At 64.5% G+C, this 20,605-nt stretch carries 20 protein-coding genes; all 20 read left to right on the plus strand.

The features are described from left to right. Positions 1-32 precede the first annotated feature (32 nt). Entirely contained in the window at positions 33-1,073 is a 1,041-nt protein-coding gene (pyrC, locus tag AC4HIX_RS12970) for a dihydroorotase (RefSeq protein WP_490399224.1), read from the plus strand. Between the two features lie 131 nt (positions 1,074-1,204). Beyond that, positions 1,205-2,563 carry a calcium-binding protein gene (locus AC4HIX_RS12975; RefSeq protein ID WP_490399225.1) on the plus strand — a complete coding sequence of 453 codons (1,359 nt, stop codon included), beginning with the start codon at positions 1,205-1,207 and terminating at the stop codon, positions 2,561-2,563. Positions 2,564-2,678: 115 nt separating this feature from the next. After that, a complete protein-coding gene (locus AC4HIX_RS12980; protein ID WP_475052849.1) occupies positions 2,679-3,359 on the plus strand; it encodes an orotate phosphoribosyltransferase in 681 nt (226 codons plus the stop codon). A gap of 320 nt (positions 3,360-3,679) precedes the next feature. Continuing rightward, a complete protein-coding gene (locus AC4HIX_RS12985) occupies positions 3,680-5,203 on the plus strand; it encodes a replicative DNA helicase (RefSeq protein ID WP_490399226.1) in 1,524 nt (507 codons plus the stop codon). Between the two features lie 193 nt (positions 5,204-5,396). Continuing rightward, positions 5,397-6,434, plus strand: a complete 1,038-nt coding sequence (gene alr / locus AC4HIX_RS12990; RefSeq protein ID WP_490399227.1) for an alanine racemase — start codon at positions 5,397-5,399, stop codon at positions 6,432-6,434. After that, positions 6,431-7,213, plus strand: coding sequence for an MlaE family ABC transporter permease (locus tag AC4HIX_RS12995; protein ID WP_475052852.1), 783 nt, complete (start codon positions 6,431-6,433; stop codon positions 7,211-7,213). Before alr ends, AC4HIX_RS12995 begins: the two co-directional genes overlap by 4 nt. Continuing rightward, positions 7,210-7,956, plus strand: coding sequence for an ABC transporter ATP-binding protein (locus AC4HIX_RS13000; protein ID WP_490399228.1), 747 nt, complete (start codon positions 7,210-7,212; stop codon positions 7,954-7,956). Before AC4HIX_RS12995 ends, AC4HIX_RS13000 begins: the two co-directional genes overlap by 4 nt. Positions 7,957-8,143: 187 nt before the next feature. Then, positions 8,144-8,584: a paraquat-inducible protein A gene (locus AC4HIX_RS13005; RefSeq protein WP_490399229.1), complete on the plus strand. Its 441-nt coding sequence runs from the start codon at positions 8,144-8,146 to the stop codon at positions 8,582-8,584. Positions 8,585-8,739: 155 nt separating this feature from the next. Beyond that, complete coding sequence (locus tag AC4HIX_RS13010; protein ID WP_490399230.1) at positions 8,740-9,522, plus strand: DNA repair protein; 783 nt, start codon at positions 8,740-8,742, stop codon at positions 9,520-9,522. A 186-nt stretch (positions 9,523-9,708) separates the two neighbouring features. Further along, on the plus strand, positions 9,709-11,070 hold the full coding sequence (radA, locus tag AC4HIX_RS13015; RefSeq protein WP_490399231.1) for a DNA repair protein RadA: 1,362 nt from the start codon (positions 9,709-9,711) through the stop codon (positions 11,068-11,070). A gap of 42 nt (positions 11,071-11,112) precedes the next feature. Further along, entirely contained in the window at positions 11,113-11,667 is a 555-nt protein-coding gene (locus AC4HIX_RS13020) for a CvpA family protein (protein WP_490399232.1), read from the plus strand. Between the two features lie 388 nt (positions 11,668-12,055). Next, entirely contained in the window at positions 12,056-12,736 is a 681-nt protein-coding gene (locus AC4HIX_RS13025; RefSeq protein ID WP_490399233.1) for a Hint domain-containing protein, read from the plus strand. A 285-nt stretch (positions 12,737-13,021) separates the two neighbouring features. After that, on the plus strand, positions 13,022-14,422 hold the full coding sequence (locus AC4HIX_RS13030; protein WP_490399234.1) for a selenium-binding protein SBP56-related protein: 1,401 nt from the start codon (positions 13,022-13,024) through the stop codon (positions 14,420-14,422). A 3-nt stretch (positions 14,423-14,425) separates the two neighbouring features. Further along, positions 14,426-15,085, plus strand: a complete 660-nt coding sequence (locus AC4HIX_RS13035) for a hypothetical protein (RefSeq protein WP_490399235.1) — start codon at positions 14,426-14,428, stop codon at positions 15,083-15,085. A gap of 353 nt (positions 15,086-15,438) precedes the next feature. After that, the gene (gene purF, locus AC4HIX_RS13040; RefSeq protein ID WP_475052871.1) at positions 15,439-16,959 is read left to right on the plus strand and encodes an amidophosphoribosyltransferase; all 1,521 of its coding nucleotides are present in this window, start codon (positions 15,439-15,441) and stop codon (positions 16,957-16,959) included. 159 nt (positions 16,960-17,118) lie between these two features. Further along, a complete protein-coding gene (locus AC4HIX_RS13045) occupies positions 17,119-17,661 on the plus strand; it encodes a DUF2199 domain-containing protein (RefSeq protein ID WP_490399236.1) in 543 nt (180 codons plus the stop codon). A gap of 159 nt (positions 17,662-17,820) precedes the next feature. Continuing rightward, positions 17,821-18,096: a hypothetical protein gene (locus AC4HIX_RS13050; RefSeq protein WP_490399237.1), complete on the plus strand. Its 276-nt coding sequence runs from the start codon at positions 17,821-17,823 to the stop codon at positions 18,094-18,096. A gap of 112 nt (positions 18,097-18,208) precedes the next feature. After that, the gene (locus AC4HIX_RS13055; RefSeq protein ID WP_490399238.1) at positions 18,209-18,856 is read left to right on the plus strand and encodes an SDR family NAD(P)-dependent oxidoreductase; all 648 of its coding nucleotides are present in this window, start codon (positions 18,209-18,211) and stop codon (positions 18,854-18,856) included. Between the two features lie 226 nt (positions 18,857-19,082). Further along, positions 19,083-19,877 carry a 5'/3'-nucleotidase SurE gene (gene surE / locus AC4HIX_RS13060; RefSeq protein ID WP_490399239.1) on the plus strand — a complete coding sequence of 265 codons (795 nt, stop codon included), beginning with the start codon at positions 19,083-19,085 and terminating at the stop codon, positions 19,875-19,877. A gap of 8 nt (positions 19,878-19,885) precedes the next feature. After that, positions 19,886-20,533 (plus strand): protein-L-isoaspartate(D-aspartate) O-methyltransferase, encoded by a 648-nt coding sequence (locus tag AC4HIX_RS13065; protein WP_490399240.1) that lies wholly within the window; start codon positions 19,886-19,888, stop codon positions 20,531-20,533. The last annotated feature ends 72 nt before the right edge of the window (positions 20,534-20,605 follow it).

The raw sequence follows: 20,605 nt of genomic DNA on the forward strand, positions 1-20,605 counted from the left end.
GTTTCCGTGCGGTCATGTGCTAACGCGGGCGCATGACCGACACGCTGACCATCCCCCGCCCCGACGACTGGCACCTGCATCTGCGCGACGGCGCAATGCTGCAGGCCGTGCTGCCCGAAACCGCCCGCCATTTCGGCCGCGCCATCATCATGCCGAACCTGGTGCCGCCGGTGGTGACCGGGGATCAGGCCGCAGCCTACCGCGGCCGCATCCTGGCGGCGCTGCCCGAAGGCATGGCGTTTGAGCCGCTGATGACGCTGTATCTGACCGAGGACACCGATCCTGAAGATGTGGCCGCAGCCCATGCCAGCGGGCTGGTCAAGGCGGTAAAGCTGTACCCGGCGGGGGCGACCACCAATTCGGCGTCCGGCGTGCGCGACTTCGACAAGGTGCGCCCGGTGCTGGAGAAAATGGCTGAGATCGGCCTGCCGCTGTGCACTCACGGCGAAGTGACCGACCACGACATCGACATCTTCGACCGCGAGGCGGTGTTCATCGACCGGGTGCTGGATCCGATCCGCCGGTCCACCCCCGGCCTGCGGGTGGTGATGGAGCATATCACCACCAGGAACGCCGCCGACTATGTGGCCAGCCAGGACAAGGATCTGGGCGCGACCATCACCACGCACCACCTGATCATCAACCGCAACCACATTCTGGTGGGCGGCATCAAGCCGCATTACTACTGCCTGCCGGTGGCCAAGCGCGAAGAGCACCGCCTGGCGCTGCGCGCCGCTGCCACCTCGGGCGACAAGCGCTATTTCCTGGGCACCGACTCGGCGCCGCACACCGACCCGAACAAGGAAAGCGCCTGCGGCTGTGCGGGCTGTTTCACCGCCACCAACACCATGTCCCTGCTGGCGCATGTGTTCGAGGAAGAAGGCGCGCTGGACAAGCTGGCGGGCTTTGCCTCGGAACACGGCCCCGCGTTTTACGGCCTGCCGGTGAGCGATCAGACGCTGACCCTGACCAAGTCGGACACCGCCGTGGCGTTTCCGGAGAAGATCGAAAGCGGCGACGGGCCTGTCACCGTGTTCGATCCGGGCTTTGACGTGTACTGGCGTGCCGAATAGCAACACTTGTTAACCAACAGTAAACTTTCTATCCCCTTCGCCTTGCCGGGAATCAGCAGTCCCCTTCAAGTTTCGGGCTATTGATTTCCGCCAGCGGCGGCCGCTGGCTTATACCGGTAAGGGGCAATGTTATGACAACTTTTACGTTCAGTGGCGCGCGGGTCGATTTTGTGGACGGCGAACCGTCGTCGGTCAGCAACATCGAAGTGCAGGTGACGGTTCCGGATGCCAGCTCGACCTTCACCTATTCCATTATCGGTCGTGACGACGACGGCGTTGCCTATATCGACATGAATGACGATGTCCTTCAGGCGATTGCCGGCGGCGTCAACCTGGACAACCTTGGTTTCGACGCCCTGTCCGACGAGACCCTGATGACGCGGGTTACCTGGTCCGGCGGCACAAGTGTGGTCCTGGGTGTCAGCCTGGAAACCGGCGAGAACACCGACACAGAATTTTATCTTGTGATTGACGGGGCCGCGCTGCCGCAAGTGAGCTCACCGGCGGATTGGAATGCCTTCGACGACACCATCTCCGGCATCGCCGACCCCACCGGGGCACTGGCGCCGGGCCAAGTCATCGCGTGGTCGTCGCTGGCCTTCACCGGGTCCACCGAAGACGACGAATTCTACGGCACACCGGGCCGTGACGCCTATAACGGCGGTGCCGGCGACGACTATTTCGTCAGCTCCGACGGGCGCGACACTTACAACGGCGGCAGCGGCGGCTTTGACCAGGTCGCGTTCACCTGGGACCCCAGCGGTGTTATTGCGCATCTGGGCAAGGGCACCGCGACGGACGGCTGGGGCAGGACCGACACGCTGAAAAGCATCGAGATGCTGCGCGGCTCGGCCCATGACGACAAGCTGACCGGCAACGGAAAAGCCAACTACTTCCGCGGGCTGGAAGGCAACGACACCATCAAGGGCGGCAAGGGCAAGGACGAGGTCCGCTATGACCGCGACGAACGCTATGGCGGCGAGGAAGGCGTTACCGTGAACCTGAGCAAAGGCTTTGCCATCGACGGTTTCGGTGACCGCGACACGCTGAGAAGCATCGAACGCGCGCGCGGTTCCGACAGCGGGGATAAGCTCACAGGCAATGGCGGCGGCAACCGCCTGATGGGCGAAGGCGGCAATGACACCCTGTCCGGCAAAGGCGGCGACGACCTTATCCTGGGCGGCGCCGGCCGTGACAAGATCAACGGCGACAGCGGCAACGACGAACTGTTTGGAGATGGCGGCGCCGACCGGTTCATTTTCAAGGGTGCCTTCGGCGACGATACCGTGTCCGATTTCCAGACAAAGGGCCGCAAGGAAAAGATTGATCTGGACGGTGTCAGCAGCATCAAGTCCTTCCGCGATCTGAAGAACAACCACCTGTCCGAAAACGGCGATGGCGATGCTGTGATCAGCGACAACAACGGCAACACGATCACGCTGGACGGGATCGGCATAGCTGACCTGTCGGGCAACGATTTCATTTTCTGACCCCTGCTGCGTGCGGCTCCCGCGATCTTGGGGGCCGCCCCTTTCCGGGGCTTCAAACCGGTGGCGTTCCGGTTTATGGACAGCAAAACCGCTGCCGCAAAGGATGCCTGCCGCCATGATCCCCTCTGCCTTCCCGTCGAAAGAAGAAATCGCCCGCCTGTCGGCCCGGATGCTGCTGGAAATCGGCGCGGTGAACTTTAATACCGAGACCCCCTATACCCTGGCCTCCGGCCTGCCCTCGCCCAGCTATATCGACTGCCGCAAGCTGATCTCCTTTCCGCGCATCCGCTCCACCCTGATGGACTTCATGGCGGTGACCGTGATGCGCAATGCGGGCTTTGAGGCGTTTGACAACATCGCCGGCGGTGAAACCGCGGGCATCCCCTTTGCCGCGCTGGTGGCAGAGCGGCTGGCGCTGCCGATGACCTATGTGCGCAAGAAACCCAAAGGATACGGCAAGAACGCCCGCATCGAGGGCGCGATGAGCGAAGGCGAGCGGGTGCTGCTGGTGGAGGACCTGACCACCGATGGCGGCTCCAAACTGTCGTTTGTGGATGCGATCCGCGAGACCGGCGCCACCTGCGGCCACACCGCGGTGATCTTCTATTACGACATCTTCCCGGAAACCACCAAGACGCTGGGCGATCACGGCGTGGAGCTGCACTACCTGTGCACCTGGTGGGACGTGCTGGCCGAAGCCCGCGCGCAGGGCGCCTTCAGCTCTGAAACGCTGGATGAGGTGGAGAATTTCCTGAAGGATCCGCGCGCCTGGCAGGAAGCGCACAAGGCAGATTGAGGCAACGGCGGGCAAATTGCCCACCAGCCCGCCGCCGGACCCGCTGCGTGCGAAGATCCGCTTAACGCAAGGTTAAGCGTTACACGACGGGCTGTGGAAAAGCCCGCTTCGAATCGTTTCCCGCAGGGGTTGATGAGCAGATATAGGGGTCTATCCAAGCCCCGCCGCATCATGTAGCATGCTTAGGACAGGCTTGCTGGCCCAATGCGGCAAACAGCCCACAGCCCCGGTGCGGATATCCACAGGGAATCCCCAAAGATTCCCAGATAGGCGAATGGCCCCGCGCACCGTATAAGGCGGCCCGAGAGACGAGAGCAGTGATGAACGAGATTACCCCTTTCGACGGCGACATGCCCCCGCCTGCCCCGATGCCCGAACCCGCCGCGGCACCGGACACGGCGATGCCGGACAATGAGCTGCCCCATTCGGTGGAGGCGGAACAGCAGCTTTTGGGTGCGATCCTGACCAACAACGAGGTCTACGACAAGATCGCGCTGATCATCGACTCGTCGCATTTCTATGACCCGGTCCATGCCCGCATCTACGAGGTGGCGGCGGCGCGGATCTCCAAGAACGCGCTGGCCTCGCCGGTGACGCTGAAGGCGTTCCTGGAGGACCACGAGGGGCTGAAGGAACTGGGCGGGCCGGCCTATCTGGCCAAGCTCGCGGGCGCGTCGATCTCTGCCTTTGCGGTGCGGGATTACGCGCAGATGATCTACGACCTGGCGATCCGGCGCGAGCTGATCGCCCTGGGCCAATCGATTGCAGAAAAGGCACGCCGCGTTGACGTGGCATCAGAACCTAAAGAGCAGATCGTTGAGGCAGAGCAGTCGCTTTACCAGCTGGCGGAGCAAGGCCAGACGGAAAGCGGTTTCAAGTCATTCCTGAAGGCCGTCACAGAAGCGGTCAATGTGACCAACGAGGCGTATCAGCGGGGTGGCGGCATGGCCGGCATCTCGACGGGCCTGATGGACCTCGACAAGCAACTTGGCGGCCTGCATCCCTCGGACCTCCTCATCCTTGCGGGCCGCCCCTCTATGGGTAAGACGTCCCTGGCGACCAACATCGCCTTCAACGTCGCCAAGGCATACAAACGCGGGGTGAAACCCGACGGATCGGAAGGCGCGCTGGATGGCGGCGTGGTCGGGTTCTTCTCGCTTGAGATGAGCGCCGAGCAGCTGGCCGGGCGTATTCTGGCGGAAGCGTCGGAAATCTCCTCGCACAAGATCCGTCAGGGCGACATGACCGAGTCCGAGTTCCGCCGCTTTGTGCAGGCGGCAAAGGACCTGGAAAGCTGCCCGCTGTTCATTGACGACACGCCCGCGATCCCGATCTCGCAGCTGGCCGCACGGGCGCGCCGCCTGAAGCGGACGCACGGGCTGGACCTTCTGGTGATCGACTATCTGCAGCTGTGCCGCGGCATGTCGGACAACCGGGTCAACGAGATCGCCGAAATCTCCATGGGGATGAAGGCGATTGCCAAGGAATTGAACATCCCGGTGATCGCGTTGTCGCAGCTGTCGCGTCAGGTGGAAAACCGCGAGGACAAGCGTCCGCAGCTGTCGGACCTGCGGGAATCGGGCTCCATCGAACAGGACGCCGACGTGGTAATGTTCGTGTTCCGCGAGGAATACTACAAGGAACGGGAAAAGCCCGGCGACCACGAGCTTGAGAAGATGGAAGAGTGGAAGCAGGCGATGGAACGGCTGCACGCCAAGGCCGAGGTGATCGTCGGCAAGCAGCGTCACGGCCCCATCGGCACGGTGGAGCTGTCCTTTGAGGCGCAGTTCACCCGCTTTGGCAACCTCGCCAAACCCTGGCAGCAGGGCCAGGAGGAATACTGAGCCCGGCCCGCCCGCGGCGCAGTCAGATTTTACCGTGCGGATGGTTCGGGGCCAAAACCCTGCATTCACATCCGCACCAGCCCGGTCCAGCCCCCCCGCAGGACCGGGCTTATTATTCCGGCAACGGCAAACCTCCGCCAGCATTCCGGTTTTTCCCCCTTGACCTGCGCCCTCCCCGTGTCAAGAACACCGCATGAGCACGGCAAGATTGACAATCAACCTGGATGCGCTGGTCACAAACTGGCGGAATCTGGATGCGCTGACTGGCTGCGAGACTGCCGCGGTGGTCAAGGCGAACGGGTATGGCCTGGATGCAGGCCGCGTGGGCAAGGCGCTGGCCAGGGCCGGCGCGCGCAATTTCTTTGTGGCGGCGGCCGAGGAAGGCGGCGCGCTGCGCCGCGCGCTGGGGCCTGGCCCCGGTATCTCGGTGTTTTCCGGCCATATGGAGGGCGACGCCAAGCTGCTGAAGGACTTCCAGCTGACGCCGATGCTGAACTCGCTGGACCAGATGCTGCGCCATTTCGAGACCCTGCCCGGCCACCCGTTCGGGGTGCAGCTCGACAGCGGCATGAACCGGCTGGGGATGGAGCACGGCGAATGGGCCGCGGTGGCTGAGATCGCCCTGGGCCAGAATCCGGTGCTGCTGATGTCGCACTTGGCCTGCGCCGATGAGCCGAGCCACGAAATGAACGCCCGCCAGCTGCAGACCTTCCGCGAAATGACGGACGGTCTGGATATTCCCCGCTCGCTGGCGGCGACCGGCGGGATGCTGCTGGGTTCCGAATACCATTTCGACCTCTGCCGCCCCGGCATCGGCCTCTATGGCGGGATGCCGTTCAAGGATGCGGTGCCGGTGGTGCATCTGGATCTGCCGGTCATTCAGGTGCGCGACCTGGAGCCGGGTGAGACCGCCGGTTACGGCAATGCCTGGGTGGCCGAACGCCCCAGCCGCATCGCCACCGTGGCCGCAGGCTACGCCGATGGCCTGCACCGGGCGATGGGCAATGGCGGCATCCAGGTCTTTGCCGGCGACACCCCCTGCCCCGTGGTGGGCCGGGTCTCAATGGATCTGATCACCGTCGATGTGACCGGTCTGGCAGAGGTGCCGGATACCCTGGCCATTCTAAACGAGCGTCAGACCGTCGACATGCTGGCCGGCGCGGCCGGCACCATCGGCTATGAGATCCTGACCTCCACCGGACACCGCTACGCACGGACCTATCAGGAATGAACCCCATCAGTCTCCTGGCCCGGCTGGGCCGCACCGCGCTGGCCGGAATGGCCGCAGTCGGCCGCGCGGCGCTGTTTGCGCTGGGTGCCTTCAGCCATATGCTGCGCCCGCCCTACTACCCGCGTGAACTGCTGCAGGCGCTGTTGAACATCGGCTGGCTGTCGCTGCCCGTCGTCGGCCTCACTGCGATTTTCACCGGCGGCGCGCTGGCGCTGCAGATCTATGCCGGCGGCGCCCGTTTCAACGCCGAGGCCGTGGTGCCGCAAATCGTCGCCATCGGCATGGTGCGCGAGCTGGGGCCGGTGCTGGTCGGGCTGATGATCGCGGCGCGCGTGACGTCTTCCATCGCCGCCGAGATCGCCACCATGAAGGTGACCGAGCAGATCGACGCGCTGGTCACGCTGTCGACCCATCCGATGAAATACCTGGTGGCGCCCCGCGTGCTTGCGGCGCTGATCACCGTGCCGGTGCTGGTCGGTGTCGGCGACATTATCGGCATTATGGGCGGCTATACGGTGGCGGTTCAGAACCTCGGCTTCAACGCCGCAGCCTACCTCAAGAACACGGTCGACTTCCTGGAGCCGCTCGACATCATCTCCTCGCTGGTCAAGGGCGCGGCCTTTGGCACCATCGCGGCGATGATGGGCTGTTACTACGGCATGCAGTCGGGCCGCGGCGCCCAGGGCGTGGGCCGCGCCACCAAAGGCTCCGTCGAGGCCGCCGCGGTGCTGATCCTGGCCGCCAACTTTGTCCTCACAGGGGTGTTCTTCTCGCTATGATCCGCATGGAAAACGTCCACAAAGCCTTTGGCGACAACCAGGTGCTGAACGGCATGACCCTGGAGATCCCCAAAGGCACGTCGATGGTGATCATCGGCGGTTCCGGCACCGGCAAATCGGTGGCTCTGAAAAGCATCCTGGGCCTGATCCAGCCCGACTCCGGCGAAATCTATGTCGATGGCAAGCCCGCAGGCTCCGGTGACCGCGACAAGTTCCTGGCACGGTTCGGGATGCTGTTTCAGGGCGGCGCACTGTTTGACTCGCTCCCGGTCTGGCAGAACGTCGCCTTCCGCCTCTTGCGCGGCGCGCTGAAGCGCCCCACGGAGGAAGCCCGCGCCATTGCCATCGAAAAACTGCGCCGCGTCGGGCTCAAGGCCAAAGTGGCGGACCTCTTCCCGTCTGAGCTGTCCGGCGGGATGCAGAAACGCGTCGGCCTCGCCCGTGCGATTGCGGCGGAACCGGAGATCATCTTTTTCGATGAGCCGACCACCGGCCTGGACCCGATCATGTCCGGTGTGATCAACGACCTGATCCGAGAGATCGTGGTGGAGATGGGCGCAACCGCAATGACCATCACCCACGACATGACCTCGGTCCGCGCGATTGCCGACAATGTGGCGATGCTGCACGGCGGGGTGATCCAGTGGACCGGGCCGGTCAGCGAGATGGACCACTCGGGCGATCCTTACATGGAGCAGTTCATCCACGGCCGTGCGGAGGGGCCGATCGAGGCAGTGCGCTAAGGCGCGCTTTCATCTTTCCCCAAATACTCCCGCCGGAGGCAGCCGGCACAAGGCCTGCGCCCGGCTCTGCCTGAGCCGGGCGCAGGCCGGGCCGCACGCGCCGCGGCTGATTGGTCCGCCAGCGATTTCCCCCTTTCAAATCGCGCACTGAACCCGCAAGTCTTGGCGGACCTGCTAAAGAGCCGCCATGACCCTCCGCCTCCTCACCCTGTCGCTGCTGATCCTATACCCCGTCGCCTGGTTTGCCCCCTTGATGCGGGCGGGGCTGCTGCCGATTTTCGGCCTCAGCGAGATTTCGGTGGTCACAGGACTGCAGTCCCTGTGGGGCAGCGACGCGGTGCTGGCGCTGATCGTCACCTTCTTTGCGATCTTCGCGCCCTATCTCAAAACCATCGGCCTGGCACTGGTGCAGTGGAACCTGCTGGATGCGCGGCTGCTGCCGGTGCTGCATGTGCTGGGCAAGCTGGCGATGGCCGATGTGTTCCTGATCGCGCTCTATATCACGCTGGCCAAAGGCATCGGTCTCGCCACCATCGAAACCGCCTGGGGGCTCTATCTCTTTACCGGCTCCATCCTGGCCTCGCTGGTGCTGGGCATGGCAAATACGCCTCAGGCATTGAAGAAATAAATCAGCGGATAGTTGCCTAAATTTTGATTCTTGTGCAACATTTTGCCGACGAACCGCGTTGTTGTGTTCCGTGGGTGCCGCCGTGGACGGCCTGACAAGGCCACCCCCCCCTGCCACCGGCCCCCGGGTGGTTTCGGTATTATGGAGGGGTTTTCATGTCCGCCGTTCACACTGTCCTGTTCAAATCCCAGGCGCTGTTCCTGCGCCTCACGTTTGCGCTGATCTGCATTGCCGCCCTCGGCGCGGTCATAGCGACAGCGCTGTCCGCTGCCGGTGTCTGGCCTTGGCTGTCGCTGCAGGCGGGGCTGGACGGGACCTATTACCCGCAGGCGGGCATGGTTGCGCAGATCACGCTGACTGCGCTGATCCTGATGCTGGCGTTTTTTCTGCCCGCCAACGGCCGCATGCTGGCGCTGGAGAACTCGCACCGCAAATTCACCGTGCAGATGGAGGATGTGGCCCGCGCCTATCACACCGCCCATGCCGGCGACCGCGAGGGGCTGTTCAACGCCCGGTCCGAATTCGACGCGGTGAAGGAACGGCTGGCCTTCATGCGCAATCACCCGGACCTGGGCGAGCTGGAGCCGGAAGTGCTGGAGCTGGCGGCGCAGATGAGCCAGGTGAGCCAGGACCTCGCCAGCACCTATTCGGACGCCAACGTCGAGCGCGCCCGCACCTTCCTGAAGCAGCGCCAGGAGGAACTGGATGGCTTTCAGGCCCGGCTGGAGGACGCCAAGATGGTGATGCACGAGCTGCGCCAATGGACCCGGGACGTGGAAATCGAGGAATCACTGGCGAAGTCGCACCTCGGCCGCCTGCGCGAGGAGCTGTTCGAGCTGCTGCCGGAACTGTCGGCCCAGCTGCAAGGCCCGCCGGACGGCACCGATCCCGAAACCAGCAGCGTGGTGGCGATGAAACCGCCGCGGCGGGCAGACTAACTGGGATCGGGGGCGCTGCCCCCGGCCCTCCCGGGCCTCCCCCGGGAAACTTGAGGCCAGATGAATGAAGGATCCGGTCTTCATCTGGCCGCAAATATCCCGGAGCGCGAGGCAGCGCCTCGCATCCTGCGCCGCAGCGCCCGCAGCCCTCTTGAACAAAAGGGAAACATCTGCCACTGATCCGGCATGGCAAAAACATCTTTCTCCTGCTCGGCCTGCGGGGCCAGCTTCTCTAAATGGTCGGGCCGCTGCGAAGGCTGCGGCGAGTGGAACACCATCAGCGAGGATCAGGGGCTGTCGTCCGGCCCCGCCAAGAAGTCCTTGGGCGTCAAGCGCGGGCGCACCATCCAGCTGACGGATCTGTCGGCGCGGGAAACGCCGCCGCCGCGCACCTGTTGCGGCGTCGGAGAACTGGACCGGGTGCTGGGCGGCGGGCTGGTGCCGGCCTCGGCCATTCTTGTGGGCGGCGATCCGGGGATCGGCAAATCCACCCTCTTGCTGCAGGCGGCGGCGCGCTTTGCCCATGCGGGGCTCAAGACGGTTTACGTCAGCGGCGAGGAAGCCTCGGCCCAGGTCCGGATGCGGGCGCAGCGGCTGGGGCTGGCGGATGCGCCGGTGCAGCTGGCGGCCGAGACAAACCTGCGCGATATCCTCACTACGCTGGAGGCGGAGAAACCGCAGCTGGCGATCATCGACTCGATCCAGACCATGTGGGCAGATCATGTAGACAGCGCGCCGGGGTCCGTCAGCCAGGTGCGGGCGGCGGCGCATGAGCTGACCACCTTTGCCAAGCGGCATGGGATTTCCGTCATCATGGTCGGCCATGTCACCAAGGAGGGCCAGATCGCAGGACCCCGGGTGGTCGAGCATATGGTCGATACCGTCCTCTATTTCGAAGGCGAGCGCGGCCATCAGTTCCGCATTCTGCGCGCGGTCAAGAACCGCTTTGGCCCGGCGGATGAGATCGGCGTTTTTGAGATGACCGGCGGCGGCCTCAGCGAGGTTGTGAACCCCTCTGCCCTGTTCCTGTCCGAACGCGGCGAGCCGTCGCCCGGCTCGGTGGTGTTTGCGGGCATCGAAGGCACCCGGCCCGTCCTGGTCGAAATGCAGGCGCTGATCGCCCCTTCGCCGCATTCGCAGCCGCGCCGGGCTGTGGTCGGCTGGGACAGCTCGCGGCTGGCGATGATCCTGGCGGTGCTGGAGGCGCGCTGCGGCATTCCGTTTGCCGGGCTGGATGTCTATCTGAACGTCGCGGGCGGCATGAAGATTTCCGAACCGGCCGCCGACCTGGCAGTGGCGGCGGCGCTGCTGAGTGCGCGGGAAGACGTCGCTTTGCCCGCCGATACCGCGGTTTTCGGAGAAATTTCGCTATCTGGCGCCCTGCGCCCGGCGCCGCAGACCGAAAACCGGTTGAAAGAGGCGCAAAAACTTGGTTTCACGGCGGCGATTGCCCCTGGCGGCAGCAAAACCGTGTCCGTGAACGGCCTGAACTTGCGAAAGTCCAGCGACCTGGCCGGTTTTGTTGGCGAATTCTTCGGGGCCGGCTAAAGTCGCAAAAAATTTGATATCGCAGGCAAACGGGCGAGGGACATGGAAGGTTTCACAATCATCGACGGGGTCGTGGCCCTGGTCATCGTCGTATCAGCGCTGCTGGCCTATTCGCGCGGGTTCGTGCGCGAAGCCATGGCCATTGCCGGCTGGATCGCCGCGGGTGTGCTCGCCTTCATCTTCGCGCCGCAGGTGGAGCCGCTGATGGCGGAGATCCCGGTTGTTGGCGAATTCATCGCGGACAGCTGCGAATTGTCGATCATCGCCGCCTTTGCGGCAGTGTTCGCACTGGCGCTGATCGTCGTCTCCTTCTTCACACCGCTGTTCTCCACCCTGGTGCAGCGCTCGGCGCTTGGCGGGGTTGATCAGGGCGCGGGCTTCTTCTTTGGGGTGCTGCGGGGCATCCTGCTGGTGGCGATTGCCTTCTTCCTCTATGCCGTGGTGATGACCGGGCAGAGTTTTACCGTTGTCGACGAAAGCCGCTCTGCCGTGGTGTTTGAGCGCATGATCGGCAAGATCGAGGAGCGCAATCCGGAGCAGGCCCTGGGCTGGGTCACCGAGCAGTATGAGGCGCTGATCGGCAGCTGCGGCCAGTAACCGCCCACCAGACATCGCCGGAACAGAACCGCACGGGCGCCTCAAGGGCGCCCGTTTTGCTTTGGCCGCAATGTATTCACACATTTATCCACAGCCCGGGCGCTGCAAAGGTTAACAGCGCAATCGAGCGTTAACACCCTGTTAACGAACGGGAATCGCGAGTCGCGGCACAACCTTTCCGAGCACAATCCGGCGGTTAAATCTTAACAAATCCTCATGCTGCACCTTCAAAAGGTTAACAATACCGCGCAAATTCGCGGTTTTGTCCCCAGAAAACTGCGCCATCCCGGAAGGAGCCGCACGCTCGCCCCAATTTGGTCCCAATTCGGGGGCCACATGGCATCAACGGCAAAACGCCGGGCCATAGACGCTCAGAAGGGACGATACGATGCAGCTGGATCACACCACACACTTTGCCGACTTCCTGCCGGTTGATGTGCTGCTGCGGACCGATCTGCTGCCGGAAACTGCCAAGCCGGCGCCGAAACGTGCCCGCATCCGCAGCGGCGGCTTCCTGGCTGATACCCTGGTCGAGACTGAAGAGGGCTTTAAACAGGCCCGCGACGTCAAGCCCGGCGACATGGTGTTCACCTTCGACGGCGGCGCCCAGGAAGTGAAATCGGTCCGCCACGCGGTTCCGCGCCTGACCACCCTGATGCATGTGCCTGCCGGCGCCCTGGGCAATGACACCGACCTGATGCTGCCCTCCGACCAGAAAGTGGCGCTGGAGATGGACACCGCCGAGCGCCTGTTCGGGCTGCCGGTTGTGGTCACCAAGCTGATCGCCCTGGCCGGTTACAAGGGCATCGCTGCCGCAGCGCCTGAGCGCCTGGGCCGCATCCATTTCGAATTCGAGGAAGAAGAGCTGGTCTGGGCGGAAAGCGGCATGCTGATGCCTGCCGGTGATGACGCCCAGGACTCCGCCTTCCACCAGCTGTCGCTGACCGAGACCCGCCAGGTACTGGCCAGCGACGCGGGCCGCGCCCTTGCGGAAACCGGCATGGGCGACGAAGACGCCCGCCTGCCCGCACCGCTGGGCAACCTGCTGGACCGCATTCTGGCGGCCTGACCCCGAAACGTTTTTCCCTCCCCCACCTCCGGCCCGCCTTCCTGCGGGCCTTTTCTTTTGCGCCTTCTTTTGCGCCGCCAGTTCGCCGCACAAACAAACGTTCTCCCTTGCCCGTCACCACCGGCCCATCACCACGCATCGCGGCCGGTCCAGCAGAACGATCGTTCTGCCCGGCAGCATGTTTTCAAAAAAATTTGCCCGAAATCCGGATGTGTGACAGCATCACCCCGGGCGCACCTAGAAGACCAAAGTTTCAGGCGCCTGTTTTCCAGGGAGGATTTGACGATGAACTTGAGGCCTGACCCCACTTTTCATGCCACCCCCAGGCTTGCCATGGAGGCCCCGGCGGAAACGCTGGCCTTTACCCTGATGCTCAGTCCGGACGGCTCCCAGCCCGACGGTCTGGCGGTGGTCGATGTCGACCCGAAATCCGACAGCTACGGCGAGATCGTGCATCAGCTGATCATGCCCAACAAGGGCGACGAGTTTCACCACTTCGGCTGGAACGCCTGCTCCTCGTCGCTGTCGCCGCTTTCCGGCCACGCGTTTCTGGAGCGGCGCTATCTTATTATTCCCGGCATCCGCTCCAGCCGGATTTATGTGATCGACGTGAAAGAGCCGCGCGAGGCCAAGATCCACAAGATCATCGAACCTGAGGAAGTCTTTGCCAAGACCGGCTATTCGCGCCCGCACACCATCCATTGCGGCCCCGAGGGCATTTATGTCTCGACCCTGGGCGGCGGCGGCGAGGACGGCACCGACGGCCCGCCCGGCATCTTCATCATGGATTGCGAAACCTTCGAGATCCTGGGCCGCTATGAAATGGACCGCGGCAAGCAGGACAAGCATTATGACTTCTGGTGGAACCTCCCGCGTGACTACATGGTGAGTTCGGAATGGGGCCTGCCGCCGCAGTTCGAGAACGGCATCGTGGCGGAGGACCTGCTCAGCAACAAATACGGCCATTCGATTCATTTCTGGAACCTGCGCGAACGCAAGAACGTGCAGACGATCGACCTGGGCGAAAACCACCAGATGGCTCTGGAGATCCGCCCCGCGCATGATCCCTCCAAGGATTACGGCTTTTGCGGCGTGGTGGTTGATACCACCAACCTGCAGGGCGCGATCTTCACCTGGTGGCAGAAGGACGACGGCACCTTTGAGGCCAAGAAGACGATCACCATCGACCCGCGGCCCGAGAAGCCGGAAAACCTGCCGCCGCTCTTGCAGGGGTTCGAGGCGGTGCCGCCCCTGGTCACCGATATCGACCTGAGCCTCGATGACAGGTTCCTCTATGTGGCCTGCTGGGGGCTGGGCGAGATGCATCAGTATGATGTCTCCGACCCGATGAACCCCAAGCTGGCCGGCAAGGTCGAGCTTGGCGGCATTGCGCGCGGTGCCAAGCACCCCAACGGCAAGGATTTCGCCTATGGCCCGCAGATGGTGGAGATCAGCCGCGACGGCAAGCGCGTCTACTGGACCAACTCGCTTTATTCCACCTGGGATGACCAGTTCTATCCGGACTCCGGGGGTGGTCAGATGGTGATGGCCAACGCAGGCGAAAACGGCGGGCTGGAGCTGGACAAGGATTTCTATGTGGAGTTCCCCAAGGGCTACCGCAGCCACCAGATCCGGCTGGAAGGGGGCGACTGCTCCACCGACAGCTTCTGCTACCCCTCCGTCTAAAGCGTGGCAGACATCAGCACGGCGGCGGCCCTGTGGGGGGCCGTTGCCGCCTCTGGCGTGTATCACGGTGTGAACCCCGGCATGGGCTGGCCCCTGGCGGTGTCGGCCGCGCTGATGGACCGGAAGCAGGGCAGCCTGTGGCGGGCGCTGGCCGCGCTGGCGGCCGGGCACCTGCTGGCGATGGCGGCGATCCTGTTTCCGTTCTCGGCGCTGATGGTGCTGGCAGAGTGGCAGCGCGAGATCCAGATCGGCGCCGCCTGCCTGGTGATCGCCCTGGGCCTTTATCTGCTGGTCAACCGGCGCCACCCGCGGTTTCTGGCCCGCGTCCCGCCATCGCGGCTGGCGCTGTGGTCGTTCCTCGCGGCAATGGCGCATGGCGCGGGGCTGATGCTGGTGCCGATCTACCTCGGCATCTGCCGCACCATCGAAACGGACGCGGGCCACGCCGCTGCGGGCACGCTGATCACCGGAAATGCCGGCATAGCCGCGCTGGTGGCGGTGCTCCACACCCTTGCGATGACCGCCGCGGGCGGCGTGCTGGCCTACGGGATCTACCGCTGGGTGGGGCTCAAGTTCCTGTCAAAAGGCTGGTTCAACCTGGACATGGTCTGGGCGCTGAGCCTGGTGGTGGTCGGGTCCATTTCGCTGCTGACGCTTCACTGAGGCACAGCGTGGAAAGATCTGAAAACCGCCCTGCCCGCTACCTGCCGCCGCAGCGCAGCAGGGATTTGTGATCCTTTGATGACAGAAGGAAAGAAAGCCACTATGTGAGGGCGCGAACAGGAAACGGATTCGGAGCCTCACCGCCTTGCCGCTGCTGCCCGCCTGCCTTTGTGGAGATGACCTGACGCGCCCGGCGCCGGGGTCCGTTGCCGCAACCGGCGCTCTGGCAACCGGCCTAAAGGCGGCCAAGGCAGCCGGATTGGCGCCCCGGCGCACAAATGCGCTAGACTGCCGGCACCACCGCTTCCAACAGCCATCGAACAGCAAAGCCTAAGTGGGATTGGAGCCAGCCAATGTGCGGGATTTTGGGGATCGCAAGCCGGGACACAGAAGTCTTTGCGGAAATTTATGACGGGCTCTTGATGCTGCAGCACCGCGGCCAGGACGCCTCCGGCATCGTGACCTACACCGGCGAGTTCTTCCGCGAGCGCAAGGAAAACGGCCTGGTCAAGGATGTGTTCGGCCCCGCAGACGCCGAGACCCTGACCGGCCGCGTCGGCATGGGCCACGTGCGCTACCCCACCGCGGGTTCGCTCAGCGCCACCGAGGCGCAGCCGTTCTTCGTGAACGCGCCCTACGGCATTTACCTGGTCCACAACGGCAACATCACCAACACCGCCGAGCAGCGCGAGAAGGTGACCGGCAAATACAGCCGCCATCTGCGCACCACCTCGGATTCGGAAATCCTGCTGAACGTGCTGGCCGACAAGGTCGCCGATGCCATCAAGGTGAACGGCAACGCCGAGCCGATCCGCAACATCTTTGCCGGCGTCAAGATGACCATGGAGCGGGTGCAGGGCGCCTATTCCGTGCTGTGCATGATTGCCGGTGTCGGCATGCTGGCCTTCCGCGACCCCCACGGCATCCGGCCGCTGTCGCTGGGCAAGCGCCCGGCGCAGGGTGCGGGCGATGATTACTGCATTGCCTCCGAGGACGTGGCCTTTGGCATCAACGGCTTTGAGAAGGTCCGCGACGTTAAGGCCGGCGAGGCGGTTCTGATCGACCTCGACGGCAAACTGCATACCTTCCAGGCGGTCGAGGGCAAGCTGACCCCCTGCATCTTTGAGTACGTCTACCTGGCACGTCCCGACTCGATGATGGACGGCGTCTCCGTCTACAAGACCCAGCTGCGCATGGGTCAGGCGCTGGCCAAGCAGATTCAGGAGTCCGGCCTGGAAATCGACAGCATCATCCCGGTGCCCGATTCGGCCCGCCCCGTGGCGCTGGAAGTCGCCAACTCCACCGGCATCCGCTACCGCGAGGGGCTGGTCAAGAACCGCTATGTCGGCCGCACCTTCATCATGCCGGGCCAGGCGGAGCGGCAGAAATCGGTGCGCCGCAAGCTCAATGCGATCCCGCTGGAGTTCAAGGACCGTAACGTGCTGCTGATCGACGATTCCATCGTGCGCGGCAACACCATCAAGAAGATCGTGCAGATGTGCCGCGAAGCCGGCGCCAAGAAGGTCTATATCGCCTCTGCCTCGCCGCCGGTGAAATACCCGAACGTCTATGGCATCGACATGCCGACCAAGCATGAGCTGATCGCAAATGGCCTCAGCATCGAGGAAATCCGCGACGAGCTGGGCGCCGACGCGCTGTTCTATCAGAAGCTCGAAGACCTGATCTGGGCGGCGCAGGAAGGCAACCCGGACATCCAGGGATTTGACTGCTCCTGCTTTGACGGCAACTACATCACCGGTGTCACCGAGGAGTATCTGGCGGCGCTGGAAGGCAGCAGCCGCGTGAGTGCCAAGATCAAGGACATGCCGGTGCCCGGCGCCTCCTGGAACGCCTCCAACCTGGCTTCCGGCTGACCCCTCCCTGCCCCGTTCCTGTATCGGGGGTTTGAACTTCCGGCCGCATCCGCGTATGAGGGCCGCGAACACTGCATAGACAAGGCGCTGGCCGTGACGGCCCGCGCCTTTTTATGCTTCCAGACGAAAGGCCGCCCCTTGGACGCGCATCTTGCCCGCATGCTGACCTCTCCGCGCCAGTGCCGCTGCTGCGGCGCCACCTTTGCGCAATTGCTGAGCCTCAGCTGCGACCGGCCCGACATCTGCTCTGAGGACATGGAGGTGGAGGACAACTCCGCCGTTCTCGCCACCAGAGGCGATATCCTGACCGAGGATTTCTGCCGCCTGGGCGATCTGCGCTTTGTCCGTGCGGTGCTGGCGATCCCGCTGTCCGGCAGCCGCGGCGAGGAGTTTCTCCTGGGCACCTGGGCCAGCCTCAGCCGCGATGATTTCGACGCCTATCTCGACCTCTTTGAGATGCGCGAGACGGAAAAGCTGGGCGACCGCCCGGCCTGGCTGGCCAATGCGATCCCGCCGGACATGCCGATGCCCGCGGGCTGCGTGCTGGAGATGCGCCCCGAAGGCCAGTACCCGGAACTGAAGGTCACCGAGCAGAACCACCCGCTCTACCCGCTGCAAAAGGACGGCGCCGCGCTGGAGGAGCTTTTGGAGCTGCTCTATGCCTACGGCCACGATCTGCCCTCGCTGGTGTTTGACGCCTGATTTTCAAGCACCTGTGCCGGTACCACTGCGGGCGCGGCGGCGGGCTTCCACTCATCGTGCCCGGGCCGCTCCGCGGCTTCCCGCCGAGTTCTGCAGAGGCTGGTTGAAGAGAACCGGCAGATTGTCCAGATACGCCCGGACAGATTGGGGATGGACGACATGGCAAACGCAGAAAAGGCGGGCGGCACCTCCGCCAAGGTGGCCGGGCTGGCCACTCAGGACAACGCAGTGAACCGCAACCGGCTTAACCTCCTGGGTGTCTACGGCCCCGAGGACAGCCTGACCGCGCTGGTGCGCCTGCCCAGCGGCCGCACCAAAACCGTGTCGCGCGGCGCCCGCCTGTCCTCCCTGGGCCGGGTGGTGGCAATCGACGCCCACGGCCTGGTCCTGAGCGCCAACGGCGAAACCAAGCGCCTGCCGATGCCCGGCAGCTGACTGCGGGAGCTGCGCAAATTTCTTCGAAGAAATTTGCCAGGAATTTTCGAAAATTCCTGCCCCGGGCCGCTGCCTCTTGACCTGCCTTCGCCCGCGGCCCAAGAAGGCGCCCATGACAGAAAAGCTCGCTCTCATCACCGGCGCATCCCGCGGCCTCGGCAACGCCCTGGCCGAGGCGCTTGCGCCCACTCATCACATCGTCGCCGTTGCCCGCACCACCGGTGCGCTGGAAGAGCTCGACGACCGTATCAAGGCAGCGGGCGGCAGCGCCACCCTGGCGCCGATGGACATCACCGTGCCGGAGGCAATGGCAACACTGTGCCGCGGTATCCACGACCGCTGGGGCAAGCTGGACCTGTGGCTGCACACCGCGATCCACGCTACCGCCCTGTGCCCGGTGCCGTCGGTGGCCGCCAAGGACTGGACCAAGGCCATGGCCATCAACGCCACCGCGACCTCGGTGCTGATCCCCTACGTCGCGCCCTTGCTGGGCCAGACAGGGCGTGCGGTGTTCTTTGACGACCCCAAGGCGGGCGAAAAGTTCTACGGCACCTATGGCGCCACCAAGGCTGCCCAGATGGCGCTGGCCCGCAGCTGGCAGGCGGAGACCGAACGCACCGGCCCGCAGGTGCGCATCCTGGAGCCGCAGCCGATGGCCACCGCCCTGCGCGCCCGCTTCCACCCGGGCGAAGACCGCGATGCGCTGACCCCGATCCAGGACGAGGCCGCGCGCCTGCTGCCGCAGATCCTGGCAGACTGACACCTGCAGCCTGCCCGCGCCGCGCATCGCGGGGCGCCCGGGCCAACGCCTGAACCGGCATCTTTGGTGCGGGTCCAGGCGGCGGGAGCGCGCCCGGCCGCGCCGCCTGTTGCCTCCCTGCCCCGCTTTTCGGCGGATGCCGCTTCCCCCCGCGAAAACCTTGCCCCGTTCCGGCACAGGTCCTATTCAATCGAAAACCCGGTTGAAGACGGCAGGCAGACACCCCATGCGCATTCTGATCACCAATGACGACGGCATCAGCGCCGAAGGGCTCACCATCCTCGAATCCATCGCCCATGAGGTCGCAGGCCCCGATGGCGAGGTCTGGACCGTGGCACCGGCCTTTGAGCAGTCCGGCGTCGCCCATTGCATCAGCTACACCCGCCCCACCATGCTCAGCCAGCTGAGCGAACGCCGCTTTGCCGCCGAAGGCTCGCCTGCCGACTGCGTGCTGGCGGGCCTGCATGTGGTCATGCACGGCCAAAGGCCCGACCTGGTGCTGTCCGGCGTGAACCGCGGCAACAACTCGGCGGAGAACGCGCTTTACTCCGGCACCCTGGGCGGCGCGATGGAGGCCGCTTTGCAGGGCATCCCGGCCATGGCGCTCTCGCAGTATTACGGGCCGGCCAACCGGGAAACGGACAATCCGTTTGAGGCCTCCGCGGTGCACGGCGCCGCCCTGATCAAAAGGATCCTGGCCGCCCAGCCGCAGGATGCGCAGGACTACCGCCTGTTTTACAACATCAACTTCCCGCCGGTCCCGGCGGCGGACGTCAAGGGCTCGTGCGTCGTGCCGCAGGGCTACCGCCACGGCTGCCATTTTTCGGCAGAGGAGCAGCTGTCGCCCACCGGACGCCGCTACCTGTGGATCCGCGGCGGCAACCAGCACGTCGAGGCCACCCCCGGCTCCGACGCTGCGGTCAACCTGGACGGTTACATCTCCGTCACCCCGATGCGCGCCGACCTGACCGCGCACGACGCCCTGCAAGCGCTGAAGGCGGTCGAATGGACGGACGAGTGAGCGAAGCAATGAGCGGACCCGATCCGGAAACCAAGATGCAGTTCCTGTACTCCGTGCGCTCGCGCGGGGTGACCGACCAGCAGGTGCTGGAGGCGATCGAGGAGATCGACCGCGGATTGTTCGTGCGCGGCATCTTCTCAGATCGCGCTTATGAGGACGTGCCGCTGCCGATTGCCTGCGGCCAGACCATCTCGCAGCCTTCTGTCGTCGGCATGATGACCCAGGCGCTGCAGATCTCGCCGCGAGATACCGTGCTGGAGGTGGGCACAGGCTCCGGCTACCAGGCCGCGATCCTGTCCAAGCTGGCGCGCCGGGTCTACACCATCGACCGCCACGCCCGGCTGGTGGGCGAGGCGCGGTCCGTGTTCGATAAGCTGCGCCTCTCCAACGTGACCTCGCTGGTGGGGGATGGCAGCCACGGGCTGCCGGACCAGGCGCCGTTCGACCGCATCATCGTGACTGCCGCCGCCGAGGACCCGCCCGGCCCGCTGCTGGCGCAGCTCAAGACCGGCGGCATCATGGTGCTTCCGGTGGGCCAGTCGGACCACGTTCAGACCCTGATCCGGGTGCGCAAAACCGAGGACGGGCTGGAGTACGATGAGCTGCGCCCGGTGCGTTTCGTGCCGCTGCTCGAAGGGCTGGGCAAGGACAGCTAGGGCTGCTGCCGCATTTCCGCAAGCTGCGTTTGATATTCCTGCGCCGCCCCCGTAAACTGGCGGCGGAATTCG

It is taken from the genome of Leisingera sp., assembly GCF_982940295.1.

What these genes read in the sequence shown, in the direction of transcription:
- AC4HIX_RS12980 (WP_475052849.1), top strand. Translation starts at nt 2,679, where the DNA reads ATGATCCCCTCTGCCTTCCCGTCGAAAGAAGAAATCGCCCGCCTGTCG.
- pyrC (WP_490399224.1), top strand. Translation starts at nt 33, where the DNA reads ATGACCGACACGCTGACCATCCCCCGCCCCGACGACTGGCACCTGCAT.
- AC4HIX_RS13030 (WP_490399234.1), top strand. Translation starts at nt 13,022, where the DNA reads ATGAACTTGAGGCCTGACCCCACTTTTCATGCCACCCCCAGGCTTGCC.
- alr (WP_490399227.1), top strand. Translation starts at nt 5,397, where the DNA reads ATGAGCACGGCAAGATTGACAATCAACCTGGATGCGCTGGTCACAAAC.
- AC4HIX_RS13050 (WP_490399237.1), top strand. Translation starts at nt 17,821, where the DNA reads ATGGCAAACGCAGAAAAGGCGGGCGGCACCTCCGCCAAGGTGGCCGGG.
- surE (WP_490399239.1), top strand. Translation starts at nt 19,083, where the DNA reads ATGCGCATTCTGATCACCAATGACGACGGCATCAGCGCCGAAGGGCTC.
- AC4HIX_RS12995 (WP_475052852.1), top strand. Translation starts at nt 6,431, where the DNA reads ATGAACCCCATCAGTCTCCTGGCCCGGCTGGGCCGCACCGCGCTGGCC.
- AC4HIX_RS13005 (WP_490399229.1), top strand. Translation starts at nt 8,144, where the DNA reads ATGACCCTCCGCCTCCTCACCCTGTCGCTGCTGATCCTATACCCCGTC.
- purF (WP_475052871.1), top strand. Translation starts at nt 15,439, where the DNA reads ATGTGCGGGATTTTGGGGATCGCAAGCCGGGACACAGAAGTCTTTGCG.
- AC4HIX_RS13020 (WP_490399232.1), top strand. Translation starts at nt 11,113, where the DNA reads ATGGAAGGTTTCACAATCATCGACGGGGTCGTGGCCCTGGTCATCGTC.
- radA (WP_490399231.1), top strand. Translation starts at nt 9,709, where the DNA reads ATGGCAAAAACATCTTTCTCCTGCTCGGCCTGCGGGGCCAGCTTCTCT.
- AC4HIX_RS13065 (WP_490399240.1), top strand. Translation starts at nt 19,886, where the DNA reads ATGAGCGGACCCGATCCGGAAACCAAGATGCAGTTCCTGTACTCCGTG.
- AC4HIX_RS13010 (WP_490399230.1), top strand. Translation starts at nt 8,740, where the DNA reads ATGTCCGCCGTTCACACTGTCCTGTTCAAATCCCAGGCGCTGTTCCTG.
- AC4HIX_RS13045 (WP_490399236.1), top strand. Translation starts at nt 17,119, where the DNA reads ATGCTGACCTCTCCGCGCCAGTGCCGCTGCTGCGGCGCCACCTTTGCG.
- AC4HIX_RS12985 (WP_490399226.1), top strand. Translation starts at nt 3,680, where the DNA reads ATGAACGAGATTACCCCTTTCGACGGCGACATGCCCCCGCCTGCCCCG.
- AC4HIX_RS12975 (WP_490399225.1), top strand. Translation starts at nt 1,205, where the DNA reads ATGACAACTTTTACGTTCAGTGGCGCGCGGGTCGATTTTGTGGACGGC.
- AC4HIX_RS13000 (WP_490399228.1), top strand. Translation starts at nt 7,210, where the DNA reads ATGATCCGCATGGAAAACGTCCACAAAGCCTTTGGCGACAACCAGGTG.
- AC4HIX_RS13025 (WP_490399233.1), top strand. Translation starts at nt 12,056, where the DNA reads ATGCAGCTGGATCACACCACACACTTTGCCGACTTCCTGCCGGTTGAT.
- AC4HIX_RS13055 (WP_490399238.1), top strand. Translation starts at nt 18,209, where the DNA reads ATGACAGAAAAGCTCGCTCTCATCACCGGCGCATCCCGCGGCCTCGGC.